18 protein-coding genes and 2 tRNA genes are annotated in these 21,697 nt (G+C 67.1%); 11 read left to right on the top strand and 9 right to left on the bottom strand.

Translation table 11 applies throughout. The annotated features are described in order from the left end of the window. Nucleotides 1–51: 51 nt before the first annotated feature. Genes hydA through EG885_RS10910 form a run of 5 tightly spaced genes read left to right on the top strand, consistent with a single transcriptional unit; the run spans nt 52 to nt 5,010 of the window. Nucleotides 52–1,503, top strand: coding sequence for a dihydropyrimidinase (gene hydA, locus EG885_RS10930; protein ID WP_131574516.1), 1,452 nt, complete (start codon nt 52–54; stop codon nt 1,501–1,503). Nucleotide 1,504: 1 nt separating this feature from the next. Continuing rightward, a complete protein-coding gene (locus EG885_RS10925; protein WP_131574515.1) occupies nt 1,505–2,278 on the top strand; it encodes an ABC transporter ATP-binding protein in 774 nt (257 codons plus the stop codon). Then, nucleotides 2,271–3,143, top strand: a complete 873-nt coding sequence (locus EG885_RS10920; protein WP_131574514.1) for an ABC transporter permease — start codon at nt 2,271–2,273, stop codon at nt 3,141–3,143. Before EG885_RS10925 ends, EG885_RS10920 begins: the two co-directional genes overlap by 8 nt. Continuing rightward, on the top strand, nt 3,140–3,973 hold the full coding sequence (locus EG885_RS10915) for an ABC transporter permease (RefSeq protein ID WP_131574513.1): 834 nt from the start codon (nt 3,140–3,142) through the stop codon (nt 3,971–3,973). Before EG885_RS10920 ends, EG885_RS10915 begins: the two co-directional genes overlap by 4 nt. A gap of 41 nt (nt 3,974–4,014) precedes the next feature. Next, the gene (locus tag EG885_RS10910) at nt 4,015–5,010 is read left to right on the top strand and encodes an ABC transporter substrate-binding protein (RefSeq protein WP_131574512.1); all 996 of its coding nucleotides are present in this window, start codon (nt 4,015–4,017) and stop codon (nt 5,008–5,010) included. Nucleotides 5,011–5,075: 65 nt separating this feature from the next. Here EG885_RS10910 and EG885_RS10905 read toward each other — a convergent pair whose 3' ends face one another. The 4 genes from EG885_RS10905 to EG885_RS10890 form a co-directional block, all read right to left on the bottom strand. After that, nucleotides 5,076–8,216: an efflux RND transporter permease subunit gene (locus tag EG885_RS10905; RefSeq protein WP_131574511.1), complete on the bottom strand. Its 3,141-nt coding sequence runs from the start codon at nt 8,214–8,216 to the stop codon at nt 5,076–5,078. After that, nucleotides 8,213–9,370, bottom strand: a complete 1,158-nt coding sequence (locus EG885_RS10900; RefSeq protein ID WP_165571111.1) for an efflux RND transporter periplasmic adaptor subunit — start codon at nt 9,368–9,370, stop codon at nt 8,213–8,215. Before EG885_RS10900 ends, EG885_RS10905 begins: the two co-directional genes overlap by 4 nt. A 123-nt stretch (nt 9,371–9,493) precedes the next feature. Further along, a tRNA-Val gene (locus tag EG885_RS10895) sits at nt 9,494–9,568 on the bottom strand. Between the two features lie 61 nt (nt 9,569–9,629). Beyond that, nucleotides 9,630–10,196, bottom strand: a complete 567-nt coding sequence (locus tag EG885_RS10890; RefSeq protein WP_131574509.1) for a histidine phosphatase family protein — start codon at nt 10,194–10,196, stop codon at nt 9,630–9,632. A gap of 281 nt (nt 10,197–10,477) precedes the next feature. On the opposite strand from EG885_RS10890, the gene EG885_RS10885 reads away from it, so the two are divergent. Beyond that, nucleotides 10,478–11,152, top strand: coding sequence for a P-loop NTPase family protein (locus EG885_RS10885; RefSeq protein ID WP_131574508.1), 675 nt, complete (start codon nt 10,478–10,480; stop codon nt 11,150–11,152). A 93-nt stretch (nt 11,153–11,245) separates the two neighbouring features. Further along, entirely contained in the window at nt 11,246–12,163 is a 918-nt protein-coding gene (locus EG885_RS10880) for a phosphotransferase (protein ID WP_207392260.1), read from the top strand. Between the two features lie 85 nt (nt 12,164–12,248). Here the strand turns inward: EG885_RS10880 and EG885_RS10875 are convergent. The 4 genes from EG885_RS10875 to obgE form a co-directional block, all read right to left on the bottom strand. Next, nucleotides 12,249–12,322: transfer RNA gene (locus tag EG885_RS10875), tRNA-Gly, on the bottom strand. A gap of 42 nt (nt 12,323–12,364) precedes the next feature. After that, on the bottom strand, nt 12,365–12,775 hold the full coding sequence (locus tag EG885_RS10870) for a DUF1489 family protein (protein WP_131574506.1): 411 nt from the start codon (nt 12,773–12,775) through the stop codon (nt 12,365–12,367). A 120-nt stretch (nt 12,776–12,895) separates the two neighbouring features. Then, a complete protein-coding gene (gene proB / locus EG885_RS10865; RefSeq protein ID WP_131574505.1) occupies nt 12,896–14,050 on the bottom strand; it encodes a glutamate 5-kinase in 1,155 nt (384 codons plus the stop codon). Continuing rightward, nucleotides 14,038–15,069, bottom strand: coding sequence for a GTPase ObgE (gene obgE, locus EG885_RS10860; RefSeq protein WP_131574504.1), 1,032 nt, complete (start codon nt 15,067–15,069; stop codon nt 14,038–14,040). Before obgE ends, proB begins: the two co-directional genes overlap by 13 nt. Nucleotides 15,070–15,179: 110 nt before the next feature. On the opposite strand from obgE, the gene EG885_RS10855 reads away from it, so the two are divergent. The 3 genes from EG885_RS10855 to eno all read left to right on the top strand — a co-directional run bounded on the left by EG885_RS10855 (nt 15,180) and on the right by eno (nt 18,661). Then, on the top strand, nt 15,180–16,568 hold the full coding sequence (locus EG885_RS10855; protein WP_131574503.1) for a protein adenylyltransferase SelO: 1,389 nt from the start codon (nt 15,180–15,182) through the stop codon (nt 16,566–16,568). 78 nt (nt 16,569–16,646) lie between these two features. Further along, nucleotides 16,647–17,327 (top strand): endonuclease/exonuclease/phosphatase family protein, encoded by a 681-nt coding sequence (locus tag EG885_RS10850; protein ID WP_242679612.1) that lies wholly within the window; start codon nt 16,647–16,649, stop codon nt 17,325–17,327. Nucleotides 17,328–17,386: 59 nt separating this feature from the next. Then, nucleotides 17,387–18,661 carry a phosphopyruvate hydratase gene (gene eno, locus EG885_RS10845; protein WP_131574501.1) on the top strand — a complete coding sequence of 425 codons (1,275 nt, stop codon included), beginning with the start codon at nt 17,387–17,389 and terminating at the stop codon, nt 18,659–18,661. A gap of 93 nt (nt 18,662–18,754) precedes the next feature. Here the strand turns inward: eno and EG885_RS10840 are convergent, their stop codons facing one another. Continuing rightward, entirely contained in the window at nt 18,755–20,173 is a 1,419-nt protein-coding gene (locus EG885_RS10840) for an aminotransferase-like domain-containing protein (RefSeq protein WP_131574500.1), read from the bottom strand. A gap of 245 nt (nt 20,174–20,418) precedes the next feature. Here EG885_RS10840 and EG885_RS10835 point away from each other — a divergent pair, with 245 nt between their 5' ends. Then, the gene (locus EG885_RS10835; RefSeq protein WP_131574540.1) at nt 20,419–21,537 is read left to right on the top strand and encodes a TRAP transporter substrate-binding protein; all 1,119 of its coding nucleotides are present in this window, start codon (nt 20,419–20,421) and stop codon (nt 21,535–21,537) included. The last annotated feature ends 160 nt before the right edge of the window (nt 21,538–21,697 follow it).

Raw genomic sequence — 21,697 nt, 5'->3', positions numbered from 1 at the left:
CGCCCCCCGGACCCCCCGCGGGATATTTGAGTGAAGAAGAAAGGGAGCGCGATGAGCACGGTCATCAGGGGCGGCACCGTCGTGACGGCGGATCTGAGCTATCAGGCGGATGTGCTGATCGAGGGGGGCCGGATCGCGGCCATCGGCCCGGGGTTGGTGGGCGATGAGGTGCTGGATGCGACCGGTTGCCTGATCATGCCGGGCGGGATCGATCCGCATACCCATTTGGAAATGCCCTTCATGGGCACCTATTCGGCGGATGATTTCGAATCCGGTACGCGGGCGGCGCTGGCGGGCGGCACGACGATGGTGGTGGATTTCGCCCTGCCCTCGCCCGGTCAGGGGCTGCTGGATGCGTTGCAGATGTGGGACAACAAGTCGGGCCGGGCGCATTGCGATTACAGCTATCACATGGCGGTGACCTGGTGGGGGCCGCAGGTCTTTGACGAGATGGCGGCGGTGGTCGATCGCGGGATCACCAGCTTCAAGCATTTCATGGCCTATAAGGGCGCCTTGATGGTGAATGACGACGAGCTGTTCGCGTCATTCCGTCGGGTGGGCGATCTGGGCGGCATTGCGATGGTCCATGCCGAGAATGGCGATGTGGTGGCGGAGCTGTCGGCACGGCTGCTGGCCGAGGGCAATACCGGGCCCGAGGCGCATGCGTATTCCCGCCCTCCGGCGGTCGAGGGAGAGGCCACGAACCGCGCCATCATGGTGGCCGATATGGCGGGCGTGCCCCTGTACGTGGTCCATGTCAGCTGCGAGGACAGCCATGAGGCGATCCGGCGCGCGCGGGCGCGTGGCGCACGGGTCTGGGGCGAGCCGCTGATCCAGCATCTGACGCTGGATGAGAGCGAGTATTTCAACGCCGATTGGGATCATGCCGCGCGGCGGGTCATGTCGCCGCCCTTCCGCAACAAGGCCCATCAGGACAGCCTGTGGGCCGGTCTGCAATCGGGCAGCCTGTCGGTGGTGGCGACCGATCACTGCGCCTTTACCACCGCGCAGAAGCGCACGGGTCTGGGCGATTTCACCAAGATCCCCAATGGGACCGGGGGGCTGGAGGACCGGATGCCGATGCTGTGGACCCATGGCGTCGGGACGGGTCGGCTGACGCCCAACGAGTTCGTGGCCGCGACCTCGACCAATGTGGCCAAGATTTTGGGGATGTATCCCCGGAAGGGTGCGGTGCTTGTCGGATCGGATGCCGATCTGGTGGTCTGGGATCCGGCTGCGGAAAAGACCATCACGGTGGGCGCCCAGCAATCGGCCATCGATTACAACGTCTTCGAAGGCAAGACAGTCAAGGGCCTGCCCCGGTTCACGCTGACGCGGGGTGTGGTGGCGGTGACCGAAGGGGTGGTGGACAGCCGCGAGGGGCATGGCGAATTCGTCGCCCGCAAGCCGCAGGGAAGCGTGAGCCGCGCCCTGTCGGCCTGGAAAGAGCTGAGCGCGCCGCGTCCCGTCCAGCGGTTCGGCATTCCGGCAAGCGGCGTCTGAGATGGCGGTGATCGAGGCCCGGGGCGTCTGCCTGACCTTCCAGACCGCGGACGGTCCGGTTCATGCCCTGAAGGATGTCGATCTGTCGATCGCGCCCGGCGAATTCGTCAGTTTTATCGGCCCCTCGGGCTGCGGCAAGACCACCTTCCTGCGGTCCATCGCGGCGTTGGAGACGCCCACCCAAGGCGTATTGCGGGTCAACGGCATGGACCCGGATGCGGCACGCCGCGCGCGGGCTTACGGCTATGTCTTTCAGGCGCCGGGTCTGTATCCGTGGCGGACGATTGCGGGCAATATCGCCCTGCCGCTGGAGATCATGGGGTTTTCGCGGGCCGAGCGGTCGGAACGCATTGCCCGCGTCATGGATCTGGTCGAGCTGACCGGCTTTGGCGGCAAATATCCCTGGCAATTGTCAGGCGGCATGCAGCAGCGTGCCAGCATCGCCAGGGCCCTGGCCTTCGACGCCGATATTCTGCTGATGGACGAACCCTTTGGCGCGCTGGACGAGATCGTGCGCGATCGCCTGAACGAGGCGCTGCTGGCGCTGTGGCGCAAGACCGGCAAGACCATCGGCTTTGTCACCCATTCGATCCCCGAGGCAGTCTATCTGTCCACCAAGATCGTCGTCATGTCGCCGCGTCCGGGGCGGATCACGCGGGTGATCGACAGCCCCCTGCCGCTGGATCGCCCGCTGGAGATCCGCGAGACGCCGGAATTCATCGCGCTGGCCCATGAGGTCCGCGAGGGCCTGCGCGAGGGGCATGGTGATGCGTAGATCCGGCGTGCTGATCCCGGTGCTGACGGTGCTGCTGGTCATCGTGGCGCTGTGGTATCTGGCCGCGATCCGCATGAATGCCACATGGGAACGCGATCAGGCGGCCCGTGCGGGAACGCAGGTGACGCTGTCGCAGCTGATCCCGCTGACCCTGACGCAGGACCGCCCCGTGCTGCCCGCGCCCCATCAGGTGGCGCTTGGGCTGTGGGAGGGGGTGACGGGGCAGGCCGTGACCTCGCGCCGGTCGCTGGTCTGGCATGCCTGGGTGACGCTGTCGGCGACGCTGGCGGGCTTTGCCATCGGCACCGGGGCGGGCATTCTGCTGGCCGTGGGCATCACCCACAGCCGCAGCATGGATCAGTCGGTCATGCCTTGGGCGGTGGCCAGCCAGACGGTGCCGATCCTGGCGATTGCGCCGATGGTCATCGTGGTGCTGGCCAGCGCCGGTGTCACCGGGCTGCTGCCCAAGGCGATCATCGCCGCCTGGCTGTCGTTCTTTCCGGTGCTGGTCGGCATGGTCAAGGGGCTACGCACCCCCGATGCGATGCAGCTGGACTTGATGCGATCCTGGAGCGCGGGGCGACCTCAGGTCTTTGCAAGGCTTCGCCTGCCCTCGTCCCTGCCCTATCTGTTTGCCAGCCTCAAGGTTGCCATCGCGGCCGCACTGGTGGGCACGATCGTGGCCGAGCTGCCTTCGGGGGCGACGGCGGGACTGGGCGCGCGGCTGCTGTCGGGCAGCTATTACGGGCAAACGGTGCAGATCTGGTCGGCGCTGTTCATGGCGGCGATCCTGGCGGGACTGCTGGTCGCGCTGATTGCGCTGATCGAACGCCGGGTGCTGGCCCGCATGGGGCTTTCGGCATGAGCGCGCTGCCCATCATCGCGGTCTGGCTGGGGGCCTGGGCCGTCAATATCTGGCTGTCGCGGTTCGACAGACCGGTCACCCGCGCGCTGGTGGCGGTGATCTTTGGCGCCACGATCATCGCCCTGTGGGAAATGATCGTGCGGACCTATGCCATTCCCACGGTGATCCTGCCGGCGCCCAGCCAGATCGCGGCCAGTGTCGCGGCCAATACCGGCATCCTGTGGACCGATTTCGTCCAGACGATCCTGAAAGGCGCGCTGACCGGCTGGCTGATCGGCGCGCTTGCGGCCACGCTGACCGCCATCGCCATCGACCGCAGCCCGTTTCTGCAACGCGGGCTGCTGCCCATCGGGAATTTCGTGGCAGCCTTGCCCATCGTCGGGATCGCGCCGATTCTGGTGATGTGGTTCGGCTTCGACTGGCAATCCAAGGCCGCCGTGGTCGTGGTCATGGTGTTCTTTCCGATTCTCGTGAACATGGTGGCGGGGCTGCGGGCCACGGACGCCATGCAGCGCGATCTGATGGCCAGCTGGGCCGCGCCCTATGGCGCCGCCCTGTGGCGGCTGCGCCTGCCTGCCGCGATGCCGTTCCTGTTCAACGGGCTCAAGATCACCACCACGCTGGCGCTGATCGGCGCCATCGTTGCCGAGTTCTTCGGCAGCCCCACGCGCGGCATGGGGTTCCGCATCTCGACCGCCGTGGGGCGGCTGGACCTGCCGCTGGTCTGGGCCGAGATTGTCGTGGCGGCACTGGCGGGAACGCTGTTCTATGGACTTGTCGCGCTGATCGAAAAGAAGGTGACGTTCTGGCACCCATCGCAGCGCAGCTAACCGGGGCCGATAAGGGCCCCTTCAACAGGAGAGACAGGGAAATGACACGATTGATGACCGGGGCTGCGGCCCTTGCGCTGATGACCGGGGCGATCGGAGGGGCCGCTCAGGCGGGCGATCTGACCTTGCAGCTGAAATGGGTGACGCAGGCGCAATTCGCCGGTTATTACGTCGCGCTGGATCAGGGCTTTTACGAGGAAGAGGGCGTCAACCTGACCATCCTGCCCGGCGGTCCGGACATCGCGCCGACGCAGGTGCTGGCCGGGGGCGGCGCCGACGTGATCGTCGAATGGATGCCCGCCGCGCTGGCAGCGCGTGAAAAGGGGCTGCCGCTGGTCAATATCGCCCAGCCCTTCAAGGCGTCGGGCATGATGCTGACCTGTCTGGCGGAAACCGGCATCACCGATCCGGCAACCGATTTCGCGGGCAAGACGCTTGGTGTCTGGTTTGCGGGCAATGAATATCCGTTCCTGTCCTGGATGAACACACTTGGCCTGTCGACCGAGGGGGGGACCGATGGCGTGACGGTGCTGAAACAGGGCTTCAACGTCGATCCGCTGCTGCAAAAGCAGGCCGCCTGCATCAGCACCATGACCTATAACGAATACTGGCAGGTGATCGATGCGGGCCTGACCGAGGATGATCTGATCACCTTCAAATACGAAGATCAGGGCGTGGCCACGCTGGAAGACGGGCTTTATGTGCTGGAAGGCACGCTGGAAGACCCCGAAAAGGTCACCGATCTGGTCGGTTTCGTCCGCGCCAGCATGCGCGGCTGGCAATATGCGGCCGAGAACCCCGAAGAGGCTGCCGAAATCGTGCTGGAGAATGACGAGACCGGCGCCCAGACCATCGAACATCAGACCCGCATGATGACCGAAATCGCCAAGCTGCTGGAGGGATCGGACGGCACGCTGGACGAGGCCGATTACCAGCGCACCGTCGACATCCTGCTGGCGGGCGGCTCGGACCCGGTGATCGAGGCGGCGCCCGAGGGCGCCTGGGTCCACACGATCACGGATCGCGCCTTCGACTGACCGGCATGGCATGATATGGCAAGGGCCGCCCCACCGGGGCGGCCCTTTGTCATTGGCGCAAGGTCTTATTCAGCGGGCTGGGGGTCGGGACGGGCGGTGCCCCTGCCCCCGCGCTCGGCCCGACGCTCGGCGCGGCGGACGCGGCGGCGCCCGTCCCAGGCCAGCAGCGTCGGCGTCATCAGCAGTGTCACGGCGGTCGCCACCACCAGCCCACCCACGATGCCGGTGGACAGCTGCACCCAGAACTGACCCGAGGGCGCACCGAAGAACAGATCGCGCCCGACGAAATCGATGGTCATGCCCATCACCATCGGCACCAGCCCGATCACCGTCGTGCCTGCGGTCAGCAGCACTGGCCGCAACCGTTCGCCGGCGGCGCGGCGGGCGGCATCATCGGGAGAAAGGCCCGCCCCCAGATGTTCGTTATAGGCGTCGATCAGCACGATGTTGTTGTTCACCACGACCCCCGCCAGAGCCATGATGCCGATGCCGCTCATGACGATGGAAAAGGCCTCTTGCCGGATCATCAGGCCCAGAAACACCCCGGTGATCGAAAAGATGATCGCGGTCAGGACCAGAAAGGCCTGATAAAAGCTGTTCATCTGGATCAGCAGGATCGTGAACATCAAAAAGATCGCCGCGACAAAGGCGCCCATCAGGAAGGTCATCGCCTCTTCCTGATCCTCGATCTCGCCACCGAAGGCGATCTCGGCCCCCTCGGGCAGATCGGCATCGGCCAGCGTCGCGCCGATCCGGTCCAGTTCGGCCTGCAACGTGGCGCCGGGTGCCAGATCGGCGGTCAGGGTCTGCGTCTCGCGCGCGCCCACGCGGGTGATCGCGGCGGGCGCCGGGGCGGGCACGATCTGCACCACATTGGCGATGGGCACCTGGGCGCCGGTCGGCCCGGCCACGCGCAAGGCGGCCAGATTTTCGAAATTGCGCTGATCGGGGGGATAGCGCAGGGCGATATCGACCTCGTCATCGGCGAAATCGGGCAGATAGGTGCCCAGATTGACGCCGGTGGTCAGCAGCTGCACGGCAGTGCCGATCGTGTCCATATCGACGCCATAGCGCGCCGATTCCTCGCGATCGACAATCAGCCGGATCTCGGGGTTGGGGCGGGGCGTGTCATTGGCGATGTCGACGAAGCTGCCCTGTTCCTCCATCAGCCGCTGCACGATGCCCGCAGCCTCGGTCAGGGCGGCGCGGGTGGTGGCCGAAACCTCGATCTGCACCGGGCGCGAGGCGGCAGGACCCGAGGCCGCAGCCTCGATCTGGATGCCCAGACCGGGCACCTCGGTCGCCGCCGCGCGCATCCGGTCGATCACCACATCCGAGCCGTCGCGCCCGCGCCAATCGGTGAATTCCACCTGGATCTGCCCGATCACATCGCTGGACAGGCTAGAGCGGACCCGCTCCTCGACCGAGCCGATGGTGCGCGAATAGACCCGCTCGACGCCCTCGAAGCCCAGCAGGCGCTGTTCGACCAGCCGCACCAGCCGGTCGCTTTCCATCACCGACAGATTGCCATTCGCGGTGATCTGGACCTGCGCGCGTTCGGCATCGGTTTCGGGAAAGAACTCGACCCCCCGGCCCAGCAGGCTGTAGGCGTACAGCACCACCAGCACGCCCAGGATCGACAGGCCAAGCGTGGTGCCGGGCCGCGCGATGGTCCAGCCGGAAAAGCGTTCGAAGGCGGTGGGCGGATCATCGGGATGAACCTCGGGCGGCAGATCCTGCCCGCCGCCCAGCACGCTGCCCATGACCGGCACGAACAGCAGCGCCATCAGCAGCGACATCAGCAGCGTCGCGATCATCGTGGCGGGCAGATAGAACATGAACTGCCCCGCCAGACCGGGCCAGAACAGCAGCGGAAAGAACACCGCCAGCGTGGTCGCGGTGGACGAGGTGATGGGCCAGGCCATCCGCTGCGCGGCCATGCGAAAGGCGCTTTTCTTGGAATGGCCCTGCGCGATCAGCCGCTCGCCCAGTTCGACCACGACGATGGCGCCGTCGACCAGCATGCCCACCACAAGGATCAGCGCGAACAGCACGATCACGTTCATGGTGAAACCAAGCGCCCAGATGATCAGGATGCCGCCCAGAAACGACCCCGGAATGGCCACCGCGACCAGCAGGGATGCCCGGACCCCCAGAAACAGCACCGTGACCAGCATCACCAGCACCACGGCGGCGATGACGTTGTTCTGCAGATCGGACAGCAGATCGCGCATTTCCTGCGATTGGTCGTTCATGAAGACGACATTGACCTGAGCCGGCCAGTCGGCGCGGGTCTGATCCACAATGGCGCGGACGGCTCCGACGGTGTCGATGATATTGGCGCCCGCCGATTTGCGCACGTCGATGGCCAGGGCGGGGCGCCCGTCGATGCGGGCGAAACTGGTCGGATCCTTGAAGGTCTGACGCACCTCGGCCAGATCCTGCACGCGCAGCACCGTCGCCCCATCGACCAGCACCGGGATCGACATGATCTGATCCAGCTGCACCACCGTGCCGGGGATGGACACGCCAAGCCGCCCCGCCCCGGTGTCGAAAGACCCCGCCGCGATCAGCTGGTTGTTGGCGCGCACCGCCTGCGACAACTGCCCGGGTGAGATGCCATAGGTCTCCATCGCCAGCGGATCGATCAGGATCTCCAGCTGATCCTCGCGTTCGCCGGTCAGGTCGGCCTGCAGCACGCCGCTGACCGTCTCGATCCGGTCGCTGAGCGCGCGGCCAAGACGGATCAGCTCGCGTTCCGGGACCGCGCCGGACAGGGCCACGGTCAGGATCGGGAATGTCGCCATGTCGATTTCGCGCACGAAGGGGCCGTCGGCCTCGGGCGGGATGTCGGGATCGGCATCGTCCACCGCGTCCTTGACCGATTGCAGGGCCTGATCCTGATCAAAGCCCGGACGAAATTCCAGCGTGACCGAGGCAAAGCCCTCGCTGGCCACGGTTTCCATCCGGCGCAGCCCGTCCAGTGCATTGACCTGCCGCTCGATCGGCTCGGCCAGCAGCTTGGCGGCATCCTCGGCGCTGACGCCCTCATAGGTGACGTTGACGATGAAGATCGGGATATCGACCTCGGGCATCGATTCCTTGGGGATCGTCACATAGGCGATCGCACCCGAGGCGATCAGCGCGACCATCACCAGAATGACGGTGCGGGCGCGTGAAAACCCGGCGGCGATCAGGCCGTTCATGGCGTCGTGCCCAGCAGCAGGGCGGCGCCTTCGGGGGCTGCGGGGTCGGCGACCTCGTCGGGAACGGCGCCGCCCAGAACCGCGCGATAGGGTTCGGGCGTCTCGGTGATGCGGGCCTGCTGGCCGTCGATCAGGGCCCCTTGCGAGATGGTGACCACGCGCGCGTCTTCGGAAAGCCCGGTGACCCAGATCGCCTCGGCCCGGGCCTGCACGATCTCGACAGGCTGAAAGCGCAGCGTGCTGCCATCGTCATCCACCGTGAACAGCCCGATCCGCCCGGCATCATCCAGCCGGATCAGCGCGGGCGACACGCGATGCGCCTGAATCTCGTCCAGGGGCAGCGCGATCTGGGCGCTGAGGCCGGCAGGAATGGCATTGTCGGGATTGGGGATCTCGACCTCGACGCGGAAGGTGCGGGTCTCGGCCGTGGCGACGGGGGCGATGAAGCGGACCGTACCCTCGGCCCTGGTGCCGCCCTGAAAGGTGACATCGGCCTGCTGGCCAAGCCGGATCGCGGTGATTTCGGTCTGGCGAACCTCGACCTCGGCGATCAGCGGGTCGTTGCGCACGATCTCCAGCACCTCGCCCCCGGCTTCGACATAGCTGCCCAGATCGGCCATCACATTGCTGACCGTGCCGGTGATGGGCGCGGTCAGACGGGTGTTCTGCAATTCCAGTTCGGCGGCGCGCAGCCCGGCGCGGGCCGATTCCAGCTGGGCAAAGCGCGACTGCAATTCGGCCTCGGAGGTGACGCCGCGTTCGCGCAGCTGGCGCGCGGCCTCGTAATCGCGGGTGGCCGAGGCCACCGCCGCCTCGGCCTGTGCGACGCCTGCCTGCCGGTCGTCTGCCGACAGCAGCGCCAGCTGGTCGCCCGCCTGCGTGACATGACCCTGACGCACGACCTCTTCGACGATGCCCGCCGTGCGGGCGCGCAGGATCGAGGTCTGGTCGGGCACGACATTGCCGAACAGCACGCTTTGCGGACGGATCACCTCGGCCCGGCTGGTGCTGGCGGCGACATTGGGGATCGGCACCTCGATCGGGGCGGCCTCTTCGGGGGGCTGGCGGTTCAGCATGCCGCCGCCGATCCAGAAGGCCAGAAAGCCCAGAATCGCCAGAAACACGAAGGTCGAAGACGTAAGATAGCGCGCCATGGTCATCCAGATGCCGGGTTGCGTCTACTCCGGACAGCGCCCGGGCATGGTTCCTAGATGATCGCTGCATCAGCGCAGGTCAACCGCGACGGTTGCGTCATGACGTCCGGATCGGTGCGGGAATGGTGGCCCGTGACAGATTCGAACTGCCGACCGGCCCGGTGTAAACGGGACGCTCTACCACTGAGCTAACGGGCCTTCCGCACGCCGCCGCATCAAACCGATCCCGGGCCTGCTTGGCAAGAGCGAAACGGCGCGGTCAGTCGCGATCCTTGGGATGGCGCAGACTGTGGCAGACGCCGCCCCGGACGACATGCACGGCGCCCTGCCGCATCTCGCCCTCGGCCAGCTGGTCCGGCGGCAGGTCCAGCGCGACAAGGCGCAGCATCCGCAGCGTGATCCCATGGCTGACGATCAGCGCCGGACCCTGCAGCGCATCCAGAAAGCGGCGACAGCGCAGGGCCAGTGCCGCCAGCCCCTCGCCCCCCGGACAATGATCGTACCATGCCAGCGGCGGCCCGGCGAACAGCGCCGGGGCCTGTCGCTGCAGATCGTCCAGCCGCCGCCCGGCCCATGTGCCGATGCCGATCTCGGCCAGCAACGGATCGGTCCGGAACGCCCCGGCCCCAAACACCAGCCGTGCGGTCTGGCGCGCACGCCCCTGCGGGCTGGACAGCCGCTGGCCCGCAATGCCCGCCACCAGTTCAGCCTGCCATCGGGCCTGCTGGCGCCCCCGCGCCGTCAGCGGCGCATGCAACGCGCCCTGTAGCCGGCCTTCTGCATTCCAGACCGTCTCGCCATGGCGCATCAGATACAGGGGTGTCATCGGGGATCACGGGTTTGCACGAAACCCACCGGTCCCCGCGCAACCACCGCGCCCGCTTTGCCATCTGCCATCGTCGTCATGTCATCCGGTCGTGGAGATTCGGGCCTGGCCAGGATGCTGGACCGTCCGGTGGCGCGCGGCAAGCCCCCGGTGCCGCGCCCGGGCCGCTGCCACTCAACCAAAGGAGAATTGCGTCATCGAAACGTCACAGATATCCGTGGCGGTACTGAACCAGGCGGTTTTTTCGTGGCGCCGTCGAGCGACGGTCGGGATGGTTGCCAGTGACGGTGGTCAAACGCGTGATGGTTGTGGGCGGGTCCGGCGCAGGGAAAACCTGGCTGGCGTTGCAGTTGGCGCGGCGCTTCGGGTTGCCCGTCCACCATGTCGATCAGCTCAGCTGGCAGCCCGGTTTCATCCATCGCACCGCCGAGGAACTGGACGGTCTGACCCGCGACATCCACGCCCGCGACGCATGGGTGCTGGAGGGTGGCCATTACGAGACCGCGCGCGAACGGGCCAGCCGCGCCCAGTTGCTGATCTGGGTCGATCCGGGCCGGACGACGCAGATGGCGCGGGTCGCGTGGCGATCGCTGCGCCATCACGGCAAGGTCCGGCCCGGCATGGGCGAGGGCTGCTGCGAATGGTTCGGCACCCGCACGATCGAGGCGATGACCTATGCCTCGACCTCCCGCGATTTTCACCGCGACCGCGCGCAAGAGGTGACCGCCGCCGCCCCCGCAAGCCTTGGCGTGCTGCATTTGCGCAGCGCGCTGCACACATACCGCTTTTTGTGGCACTGCCGGGCGCTTGGCGCGGGACCGGGCTTTGCGATCGACCACCTGCCCTTGCATCCCCCGCTGTGGCGGCGCGGGGCGGCGCTGATGACGATGCTGATCCCGGCCCTGTCGCTGGTCTGCGGTGCAGAGGTCGGCATCCACCCCCGGACCGGACTGTGACCCTGACGTGACGGACGGGTTGCATCCCGATGACACAACCGTGATGGTTTCGCGACAGCCCGCAACCGCGCCATGAAAGGTTCAGCCATCGACATGACAGCCGCCCTGCCCCCGGACCTTCGGACCCACCCGGCCCTGCAGGGTGCGATCGTCACGGCAACGGCCCGCAGCGGTTCGCGTCAGCAGGTGCTGGAGATCCGTCAGGACGGCCAGCCCGTGATCCTCAAGCGCTATCTGGGCCCCTCGGCCCCGGCCCGGTTCGCGGCAGCCATCGCCCGGCTGACCGAGGCCGATGCCCGGATGGGTGGGGACAATCTTGCCGTCCGCATCCTGAGGCAGCTGCCCGACTGCCATACGCTGATCCTCAGCCGCGCCGCAGGCAGGCCGCTGCAGGACGCGCTGCACCTGTCCGACGATGCCCGCCAGGCGATCCTTGTCCGCCGGGCGGGTGAATGGCTGGCCTGTCTGGTCGGCGCCGCGCAAGCCCGGCCTTTCCTGGCGTGGAAGGTCTTTGTCCGGCTCAGCGAGCGTGCCGCCGCCTACGCCGCCGATGAGGCCATCGACCCCGAACTGGTCCGACGACACATGGAGCGGATGCACCAGCTGGCCCGCCAGATCCATCTGCAGCCGGTCGGCCATGGCATGGCCCATGGCGATTTCCACCCCGAGAACCTGTTCATCGACGAGCCGGGCGACCGGCTGATCCTGACCGGTTTCGATCTGGAGATGGCTGCGCCGATCCCCGTCATCCGCGATCTGGCCAAAATGCTGGTTTGGCTGCAGGGCGCCGCCCTGCCCCAGCAGCCCGGCCCCTGCGTCAGCGGCATCCATCAGCCGCTGTTCGACAGCCTCTGCGCCGGATATGCGGCCCTCGGCCCTGCCGACCGGCTGGCGCTGCATTTTCATATCGGCGAACAGATGCTGGAATTCTATCTGCAGCGCGGCGCCCGCCTGCCAGAGATCCGGCACAGGATGGCCCCGGCGCTTGATCATTGGGGTTCCGAACCCTGATATGATCATGAGACAAACCCAACCGCCATCGGACGGCCTGCGGCCAAAACAGCCCGGCGCCAGCGATGTCTTGACGGAAGGGGATTGGAGCGGGTGAAGGGAATCGAACCCTCGTCGTAAGCTTGGGAAGCTTCTGCTCTACCATTGAGCTACACCCGCGACGCCTGACCGCCTACCCCAGGGCGCAAGGCAGGTCAAGCCTCAGCGCAGGCCCATTTCGGCCAAGGCCGCTGCGATGGCGGGGGGCAGCGGTTCCTCGGTCGCGCGGCTGGCGGGCAGGTCGGGAGGCGCGTCGGCGGGGTTCAGATAGCGCCAGCCCTGAAAGGGTCTGCGCGGCACCGCCGCCACCCGCACCAGATCGCGGTCCAGCACCAGACCGCAGCGCAGGATGCCGTCCGCCCCCTCGACCCGGTCCAGCGCCAGAATCCGCTGCCGCGCCAGAATCGCCCCCTTGAACACCCAATAGATCGAGCCGCCCTGCAACAGCTCGTCCCCGCGCTTGGGCCACATCCGCGTGACATGCATCGCCGGGCCGTCACCGAAACGACGCTGCCACAGGGCCAGATCCTCGGGCCCCTCGGCGCCCACGCACAGCTTCATCAGATTCAGCATGCCAGACCTCCTGCCCCGATCACACCAAGCCCAACGCGGCAGACCGCCCCTGCGGCTTCTTCTTCAAAAAAATATCCCCGCCGGAGGCTTCCCAAACCACCACCAGACCCAAGGTCCCGATCACAAGACCATGTCATCACGATGCACCAGTGCCGCGCGCCCGGAATATCCCAGAATCGCCTCGATCTCGGCCGAGTGATGACCGGCGATCAGCCGCGCCTCGGCGGCTGTATAGCGGATCAGCCCGGTCGCCATGCGCTGCCCGCCCGGTCCGGTGATGGCCACGGGATCGCCGCGTCCGAAACTGCCCTCGATCCCGGTCACGCCCGCAGGCAGCAGCGACTTGCCACGCCCCAGGGCAAGCGCCGCACCGGCATCGACGATCACCGTGCCCTTGGGCTTCATCGCCGCGATCCAGCGTTTGCGGGCCAGCTGCGGATCGGCCTCGGGCAGAAACCAGCTGGTCCGCGCGCCTGCCGCCACCGCCGATAACGGGCGCAGGACCGAGCCTTCGGCAATGGCCATCGCACAGCCGCCCGCGACGGCGGTCCGCGCGGCCATCAGCTTGGTCTTCATCCCGCCCTTGGACAGACCCGAGACCGGATCGCCGCCCATCGCCTCGATCTGGGGCGTGATCGCCGCGATCAGCGGCAGATGCAGTGCGGTCGGGTCGGTCTTGGGGTTGGCCGTGTACAGCCCGTCCACATCCGACAGCAGCAGCAGCTGATCGGCGCCGCAGGTCACGGCGATCTGGGCGGCCAGACGGTCATTGTCGCCAAAGCGGATCTCGTCCGTGGCGACCGTGTCGTTTTCGTTCACGATGGGCACCACGCCCAGACCCAGCAGGGTCTGCATTGTCGCGCGGCTGTTCAGATAGCGGCGCCTGTCGGCGCTGTCTTCCAGCGTCAGCAGCACCTGCGCGGTGACGACGCCATGGGGGGCCAAAGCCTCCTCATAGGCGCGGGCCAGCCGGATCTGGCCGACGGCGGCGGCGGCCTGCGCCTGTTCCAGCGGCAGCGCGCCGCCCGGCAGGCCCAGCACGCGGCGCCCAAGCGCGATCGAGCCCGAGCTGACCAGCACCACATCACAGCCCCGCGCCCGCCATGCGGCCACGTCATCGCACAGGCCCCGCAGCCAGTCGCCGCGCAACCCATCAGGACCGACCAGCAGGGCCGAGCCGATCTTGACGACCAGGCGACGGGCCTCGTCCAACCGGGGCGCCTCGTCCAGCCGGGGGGCGGATGCCGCGACCGCGTCGGGGATCAGGGCTGCCATGCCGCGTCGGCCTGTTCGGGGGGCGGGGTGCGGGACGGCTCGATCTGGGTCCACAGCGCGCGCAGCACCTCGGTCACGCCGGTCCGGGCAACGCCGGACATCAACAGGACCGGGTGGCCCAGCTCGGCCTCCAGCGCGGCGCGGCGTTCGGCCAGAACCTCGTCATCCAACGCGTCGATCTTGTTCAGCGCAGTCACGCGGGGCTTTTCCATCAGGATCGGGGAATAGGCCGCAAGCTCGGTCAGGATGGTGCGCGCGTCCTCGGCCAGCGTCTCGGATGTGCCATCGACCAGATGCAGCAGCACGTTCGACCGCTCGACATGGCCCAGAAACTGATCGCCCAGACCCCGGCCCTCGCTGGCGCCCTCGATCAGGCCGGGAATGTCGGCCATGACGAATTCGCGCCCGTCCACGCCCACGACGCCCAGATTGGGATGCAGCGTGGTGAAGGGATAATCGGCGATCTTGGGCCGCGCATTCGACACGGCGGCCAGAAAGGTCGATTTCCCGGCATTGGGCAGACCCACCAGCCCGGCATCGGCGATCAGCTTCAGCCGCAGCCAGATGGTGCGTTCGACCCCTTCCAGCCCCGGATTGGCGGTGCGCGGGCTGCGATTGGTCGAGGATTTGAAATGCAGGTTGCCCCAACCGCCATTGCCGCCCTTGGCCAGCAGCACGCGCTGGCCGACCTCGGTCAGATCGGCGATGACGGTTTCCTCGTCCTCGTCCAGAATTTCGGTGCCCACGGGAATGCGCAACTCGACATCGTCGGCAGATTTGCCGGTCATCTGGCTGCCCATGCCGTGCTGGCCGGATTTGGCAAAGAAATGCTGCTGATAGCGGAAATCGATCAGGGTGTTCAGCCCCTCGACCGCCACGGCCCAGACATCGCCGCCGCGTCCGCCATCGCCGCCATCGGGGCCGCCATATTCGATGAACTTCTCGCGCCGGAAGGACACGCAGCCCGCGCCGCCGCCGCCCGAGCGGATATAGACTTTGGCGAGGTCGAGAAATTTCATGAACAGGCTCCTTTTGCCGCCCGGCGATACGCCCTTGCGGGGCGTCGCGCAAGGGTTGCGGGCTGGCAAAGCCGCCATGCGCCCCTATGTAAGAAGGGAAGGAGACCCAGATGATCCGTTTCGACAACAGCTATGCCCGGATGCCCGAGGGGTTTTTCGCCCGCGTGGACCCGACCCCGGTAACGGCCCCGCGCCTTCTGGCGCTGAACGGGCCGCTGGCGGACAGGCTGGGGCTGGACCGGGACGCGCTGACGGTGGGCATGCTGTCGGGCAATGACGTGCCGGCGGGCGCGGCGCCCTTGGCACAGGCCTATGCGGGCCATCAGTTCGGCGGTTTCGTCCCGCAACTGGGTGACGGACGCGCCGTCCTGCTGGGAGAGGTCACCGCCCCCGACGGCGCCCGGTTCGACATTCAGCTGAAGGGCGCAGGCCCGACGCCATTTTCTCGGCGTGGCGACGGGCGGGCCTGGATGGGGCCGGTGCTGCGCGAATATCTGGTGTCGGAATTCATGGCCGCGATGGGGGTTCCCACCACCCGCGCCCTGGCGGCAGTGGCGACAGGAGAGGATGTCTGGCGCGAACAGGGCGGTCTGCCCGGCGCGGTCCTGACCCGCGTGGCCGCCAGCCATATCCGCGTCGGCACATTCCAGTATTTCGCCGTCCGCGACCGCAAGGATGCGCTGGCCGCGCTGACCGATCATGTGATCGCGCGCCATTATCCGCAGGCCAGCGGGCCGCTGGACCTGCTGGACCGGGTGGTCGCAGCCCAGGCCGACACCATCGCGCAATGGATGGCGCTTGGGTTCATTCATGGGGTGATGAACACCGACAACATGGCCATTTCCGGCGAGACGATCGACTATGGCCCCTGCGCCTTCATGGATGTCTATCATCCCGACACGGTGTTCTCCTCGATCGACCGGCAGGGGCGCTATGCCTGGGCCAATCAGCCCAATATCGCGGTGTGGAACCTTGCCCAGTTCGCCACCTGCCTGATTCCGCTGATGGGGGATGAGGAACCGGCGGTCGAGGCCGCGACCACATCCGTGCACCGCTTTGCACCGCTGTATCAGGCCGCATGGCTGCGCCGTTTCGGCGCCAAGCTGGGGATCGAGGGCGCCCCCCATCAGGCGCTGATCGAACGCCTGCTGGGCCTGATGGCCGTGCAGCGCGCCGATTTCACCCGCGTCTTTGCGGGCCTGTCCGACGGCACCGCGCGGGATGAATTCACCGACCGCGACGGCTTTGACGCTTGGGCACGCGACTGGCAGGCCTTGTCGCCCGATCTTGCGGTGATGGCACGGGCCAATCCCCGCCGCATCCCCCGCAACCACCGGGTCGAGGCCGCCATCGCCTCGGCCGTGGCGGGCGACATGGGGCCGTTCGACCGGCTGTTCGAGGCGGTCACCCATCCCCGCGATCTGCATGAGGATTGGGCAGATCTGGCCCATGCCCCGACCGGATCCGAGGCTGTCCGCCAGACCTTTTGCGGCACCTGAGGGGGTTCGGGCACCCGGCCCCTTGCAGGCGCCGCGATCCCCGCCAAGATGCCCCGACATGACAGCCCGGACGGACGCATGCTGAAACTTGCCAGTTACAATCTGCACAAATGCCGGGGCATCACCGGCCCGCATGCGCCCTTGCGCAATCTGGCGGTGATCCGGGCGCTGGACCCCGACATCATCGCCCTGCAAGAGGTCGATTTCCGCTATGGCGCCCGCCCCGAGGCCTTGCCACGCAAGCTGATCCAGTCCGAGACCGGACTGGTGCCCGCCGCCATCACCGGCACCACCGACAGCAGTCTGGGCTGGCATGGCCAGACCATCCTGATGCGCCCGCATCTAGCCGAACAGGCGGTGCTGCGCCGCCTGCCCTTGCCGGGGCTGGAACCGCGCGGCGCGGTCGCGCTGCGCCTGCCGGGCTTGACGGTGATCGGCGTGCATCTGGGGCTGGCGCGATCCTCGCGCCGGGCGCAGCTGACCCGGATCACCGCGCAGGCCTCTCGTATTGCCGAAGATCACATTGTTCTGATGGGCGATTTCAACGAATGGCGTGACGACCGCGGGCTGGAATCGCTGGCCGGGTTCCGGGTGATCGCGCCGGGCCCATCCTATCCCGCGCCCCTGCCCCGGCTGCGGCTGGACCGCATGGCCATGTCGCGCAATCTGGATCTGCTGGACAGCGGCGTCTTCAACGAGGCGGGCGCGCGCGAGGCCTCCGACCATCTGCCGATCTGGGCGATGATCAAGCTGCCGTGATGATTGCGGCTGAGGGACGGGGGCGCTAAGAAGGCGCCAAGCATCAACGGAGGGTCTTCATGACTGCCATCATCGACATTTTCGCCCGTGAAATTCTGGACAGCCGCGGCAATCCGACCGTCGAGGTCGATGTGACGCTGGAAGACGGCTCGATGGGCCGCGCGGCGGTCCCCTCGGGCGCCTCGACGGGCGCACATGAGGCGGTCGAAAAGCGCGACGGCGACAAGGCCCGCTATATGGGCAAGGGCGTGCTGGAGGCCGTGGCCGCCGTGAACGGCGAGATCGCCGAAAATCTGGTGGGCGAGGACGTGACCGAACAGCGCGCAATCGACGCGATGATGTGCGAACTGGACGGCACCCCCAACAAGGCCCGCCTTGGCGCCAACGCGATTCTGGGCGTGTCGCTGGCCGCCGCCAAGGCTGCGGCCGAGGCGACCGGCCAACCCCTTTATCGCTATGTCGGGGGCACGGCGGCGCGCATCCTGCCGGTGCCGATGATGAACATCATCAATGGCGGCGAACATGCCGACAATCCGATCGACATTCAGGAATTCATGATCATGCCGGTCAGTGCGGAGAACATCCGCGAGGCCGTGCGCATGGGGTCGGAAATCTTCCACACCCTGAAAAAGGAGCTGTCGGCGGCGGGTCTGTCGACCGGCATCGGCGATGAGGGCGGCTTTGCACCCAACCTGTCCTCCACCCGCGACGCGCTGGATTTCATCCTCAAGGCCATCGAAAAGGCCGGTTATCGTCCCGGCGACGACGTCATGCTGGCGCTGGATTGCGCGGCCACCGAATATTTCCGCGGCGGCAAGTACGAGATGAAGGGCGAGGGCAAATCCCTGACCCCCGGCGAGAATGTCGATTATCTGGCCGCGCTCTGCGACAGCTATCCGATCCTGTCGATCGAGGACGGCTGTTCCGAGGATGACTGGGAGGGCTGGAAGCTGCTGACCGACCGTCTTGGTGACCGCATCCAGCTGGTCGGCGACGATCTGTTCGTCACCAACCCGCGCCGTCTGGCCGAAGGCATCGAAAAAGGCTGCGCCAACAGCCTGCTGGTCAAGGTCAACCAGATCGGCACCCTGTCCGAAACGCTGGACGCGGTGCGCATGGCCGACCGCGCGGGGTTCACATCGGTGATGTCGCACCGCTCGGGCGAGACCGAGGATGCGACCATCGCCGATCTGGCTGTCGCCACGAATTGCGGTCAGATCAAGACCGGCTCGCTGGCCCGGTCGGACCGGTTGGCGAAATACAACCAGCTGATCCGGATCGAGGAAATGCTGGGCGCCACGGCGGAATTCGCCGGTCGCAGCATCCTGCGCTGACCTTTTGACGCGCGACCGGCAGCCCCGGTCGCGCGTCTTCTTGCAACCACCCCGGGTGGCTGCCACCGCCTCTGGCAGACCGCGCCAGAGGCCTTAATCCGGCCCCACCCCCGGCCCCGCGCGCGCCATCTGGCCAAGCGCGTTAAGCGCCAGTGCCAGCCGTTCGGGCGGCATCCGGCAGTTCAGGCCGATGCGCACGCCCTGCCCCGGCGCTGCCGCCCCCGGCACCGCGAAATCCGATGCAGGCCGCACGATCGCCCCCGCCGCCGCCGCCCGCGCGACGAAATCGGTCGCATTCCAGGGCCTGCGCAAAGGCAGCCAGACCATCGGCACGCCGGGTTGCCAGACCACATCCAGACCCGCCAGACAGTCCAGCGCCAGCGCCAGCCGGTCGCCCACCTCGGCATGGACCAGATCGGCGATGCGGGCCGCATCGCCCGACCGCATCAGCCGCGTGACCAGCCCGGTGATCGGCAGCGACAGGCCCATATGGCTGTGCTGGGCGGCGACGCGACCCGCCTGACCCATCCCTTCGGGGCAGATCAGGATGCCGAAACGCAAGCCTGCGGCGACGATCTTGGACAGGCTGGTCACATGCCAGACCCGCTCGGGCGCCAGCGCCCTCAGGCTGGGCGGGGCGTCGGGCCGGGGGATGGGGGCATAGCATTCATCCTCGATCACCTGCAGGTCGTGGCGACGCGCGACCTCGACGATGGCGGCGCGGCGCGCAGGCCCCATGCCCGCCAGCGTCGGGTTCTGGGCCGAGGGCGTCAGGCAGACCAGCCGCGCGCCACTGGCCCGCGCCACCCGGTCCAGATCGGCAGGGATCATCCCCTGATTGTCCAGCGCGACCGGCAGGCTTTGGGCGCGCATCAGCCGCGCGGCATGGGTGATGCCGGGATAAGTCAGCGCCTCGGTCATCACCTGCGCGGGCCGGTCGGCCAGACACAGCGCAATGACCAGCGTGATCGCATGCTGCCCGCCATGCGTCAGCACCAGATCATCGACCGAGCGGGGCCCAAGCGGGCGATCCGCCATCCAGTCCAGCGCCGCCGCCCGGCAATCCTGATCGCGGCTCATCGGCATGTAATCCAGCAGATCGGCATCCAGCCCCCCGGCCAGCGCCGCCAGATGGGCGGTGATGATGCGCACCTGACCGCAATCGGGCAGCTGCGCGATGCGCAGATCGACCGGCCCCTGCTGGGATGCCGGATGGTCCAGACTTTCATACAGCAGCGGCTGCGGCACGGGCCGGGGCGGGCGCGGCGCGGCGATGAAGCTGCCCCGTCCGACATGGCTTTCGACCACGCCCTCGGCGGCGGCGGCCTGATAGGCGCGGGCGACGGTGCCGGTGGTGACCTTCAGCCGCCATGCCAGATCGCGCATCGGCGGCAGCCGCGTGCCGGGCGCCAACACGCCCGAACGCGCCGCCTCGCGCAGCGCATTGGCCAATGCCCGGAACTTGGGACCGGGTTGACCGGACAGGTCGGGCTGCCATTCCTCGATCCGCATCGTAACCTCCTCTGCCGCGCGCGTGCCCTCCCTGTTAATGCGCGGATTTGCCGCGCACAATCGCCGGGATGCGGGCTTTGGCCCTGCGGCGGGGGTGGGACCGAAAATAACCGCCCCGCAGGGAACGCCAACCCTCGACAGGGGAAAAACCGGGGCTAAACTGCAGGCCAGCAGGGTGGGATGACAAGGGCCGAGGGGGCCCTCCCGCCCGAAGCGGAGGAGAGAGAATGAAAGATTCCAAAAGCCTGGACCGCCGGTCCTTTCTGACCCGCGCTTCGGTCGGAGGCGCTGCGGCAGCGGCGGGCAGCATGCTGGCCGCCCCGGCCATCGCGCAAGAGGCGCCGCAGATCAACTGGCGTCTGGCCTCGTCCTTCCCCAAATCGCTGGACACGATCTATGGCGGGGCCGAGGAAATCTCGACCCGCCTGTCCGAGGCGACCGACGGGCGTTTCCAAATCCAGGTCTTTTCGGCAGGAGAGATCGTTCCGGGCTTGGATGCGATCAACGCCACCACCGACGGCACCGTCGAATGTTCGCATTCGGTCGGCTATTACAACTGGGGCAAGGATCCGGCATTCGCCTGCGGCGCCGACCTGCCCTTTACCTTCTCGGCGCGGTCCAAGGCGGCCTTCAACTATCACGGCGGCGGGATCCAGAATTACAACACCTTCCTGGAACAGTACAATCTGGTCAGCTATCCGGGCGGCAATACCGGCACCCAGATGGGCGGATGGTATCGCAAGGAAATCAATGCATTGTCCGACCTTCAGGGGTTGAAGATGCGGATTTCCGGTCTGGCCGGCCGGGTCGTGGAAAAGATGGGCGTGGTGCCGCAGCAGATCGCGGGTGGCGACATCTATCCCTCGCTGGAACGCGGCACGATCGATGCGGCGGAATGGGTCGGCCCCTATGACGACAGCAAGCTGGGCTTCCAGAAGGTCGCGCCCTATTACTACTATCCCGGTTTCTGGGAAGGTGGCCCGACGGTCAGCTTCTTCGTGAACAAGGGCCAGTGGGATGCCCTGCCCGAGACTTACAAATCGCTGTTCCGCACCGCCGCGCAGGCAACGGACCAGAACATGCTGGCCAAATACGATTACCTGAACCCGACCGCGCTCAAGGAACTGGTCGGGTCGGGCGCGCAGCTGCGGTCCTTCAGCGAAGAGATTCTGGTCGCCGCCTATGCCGCCGCCAACGAGGTCTATGCCGAAGTCTCGGCCGAGAACGAGTCGTTCAAGACCCAGTACGAGGCGATGCTGCAGTTCCGCGACGACTGGTATCTGTATCAGCAGACGGCGGAATACACGTTCGACACGTTCATGATGATCCAGCAGCGCAATGGCGGCCTGACCCAGGGCGGCTGATCGCAGTCCTTCTGACATGAAAGCCGCCGCGCGGATCCCGCGCGGCGGCTTTTTCATGACCGGTCCAAAGCGATGAAAAAGGCCGGGGTAAGACCCGGCCTTTTCAGCGTGTCAGTTGCCCGAAAGGCCGGGGGGCGGGCCGCCAAAGCCCAGACCCATC

It is taken from the genome of Paracoccus nototheniae (genome assembly GCF_004335005.1).
Classification (GTDB): Bacteria; Pseudomonadota; Alphaproteobacteria; order Rhodobacterales; family Rhodobacteraceae; genus Paracoccus; species Paracoccus nototheniae.
This window is presented reverse-complemented; position numbering and strand designations above follow the sequence as displayed.

Bases quoted from the DNA above. Each gene is read 5' to 3' on its own strand.
- hydA (WP_131574516.1), top strand. From the start codon at position 52: ATGAGCACGGTCATCAGGGGCGGCACCGTCGTGACGGCGGATCTGAGC.
- eno (WP_131574501.1), top strand. From the start codon at position 17,387: ATGACTGCCATCATCGACATTTTCGCCCGTGAAATTCTGGACAGCCGC.
- EG885_RS10925 (WP_131574515.1), top strand. From the start codon at position 1,505: ATGGCGGTGATCGAGGCCCGGGGCGTCTGCCTGACCTTCCAGACCGCG.
- proB (WP_131574505.1), bottom strand. From the start codon at position 14,050: ATGGCAGCCCTGATCCCCGACGCGGTCGCGGCATCCGCCCCCCGGCTG.
- EG885_RS10915 (WP_131574513.1), top strand. From the start codon at position 3,140: ATGAGCGCGCTGCCCATCATCGCGGTCTGGCTGGGGGCCTGGGCCGTC.
- EG885_RS10900 (WP_165571111.1), bottom strand. From the start codon at position 9,370: ATGGCGCGCTATCTTACGTCTTCGACCTTCGTGTTTCTGGCGATTCTG.
- EG885_RS10850 (WP_242679612.1), top strand. From the start codon at position 16,647: ATGCTGAAACTTGCCAGTTACAATCTGCACAAATGCCGGGGCATCACC.
- EG885_RS10890 (WP_131574509.1), bottom strand. From the start codon at position 10,196: ATGACACCCCTGTATCTGATGCGCCATGGCGAGACGGTCTGGAATGCA.
- EG885_RS10840 (WP_131574500.1), bottom strand. From the start codon at position 20,173: ATGCGGATCGAGGAATGGCAGCCCGACCTGTCCGGTCAACCCGGTCCC.
- EG885_RS10870 (WP_131574506.1), bottom strand. From the start codon at position 12,775: ATGCTGAATCTGATGAAGCTGTGCGTGGGCGCCGAGGGGCCCGAGGAT.
- obgE (WP_131574504.1), bottom strand. From the start codon at position 15,069: ATGAAATTTCTCGACCTCGCCAAAGTCTATATCCGCTCGGGCGGCGGC.
- EG885_RS10905 (WP_131574511.1), bottom strand. From the start codon at position 8,216: ATGAACGGCCTGATCGCCGCCGGGTTTTCACGCGCCCGCACCGTCATT.
- EG885_RS10910 (WP_131574512.1), top strand. From the start codon at position 4,015: ATGACACGATTGATGACCGGGGCTGCGGCCCTTGCGCTGATGACCGGG.
- EG885_RS10920 (WP_131574514.1), top strand. From the start codon at position 2,271: ATGCGTAGATCCGGCGTGCTGATCCCGGTGCTGACGGTGCTGCTGGTC.
- EG885_RS10880 (WP_207392260.1), top strand. From the start codon at position 11,246: ATGACAGCCGCCCTGCCCCCGGACCTTCGGACCCACCCGGCCCTGCAG.
- EG885_RS10855 (WP_131574503.1), top strand. From the start codon at position 15,180: ATGATCCGTTTCGACAACAGCTATGCCCGGATGCCCGAGGGGTTTTTC.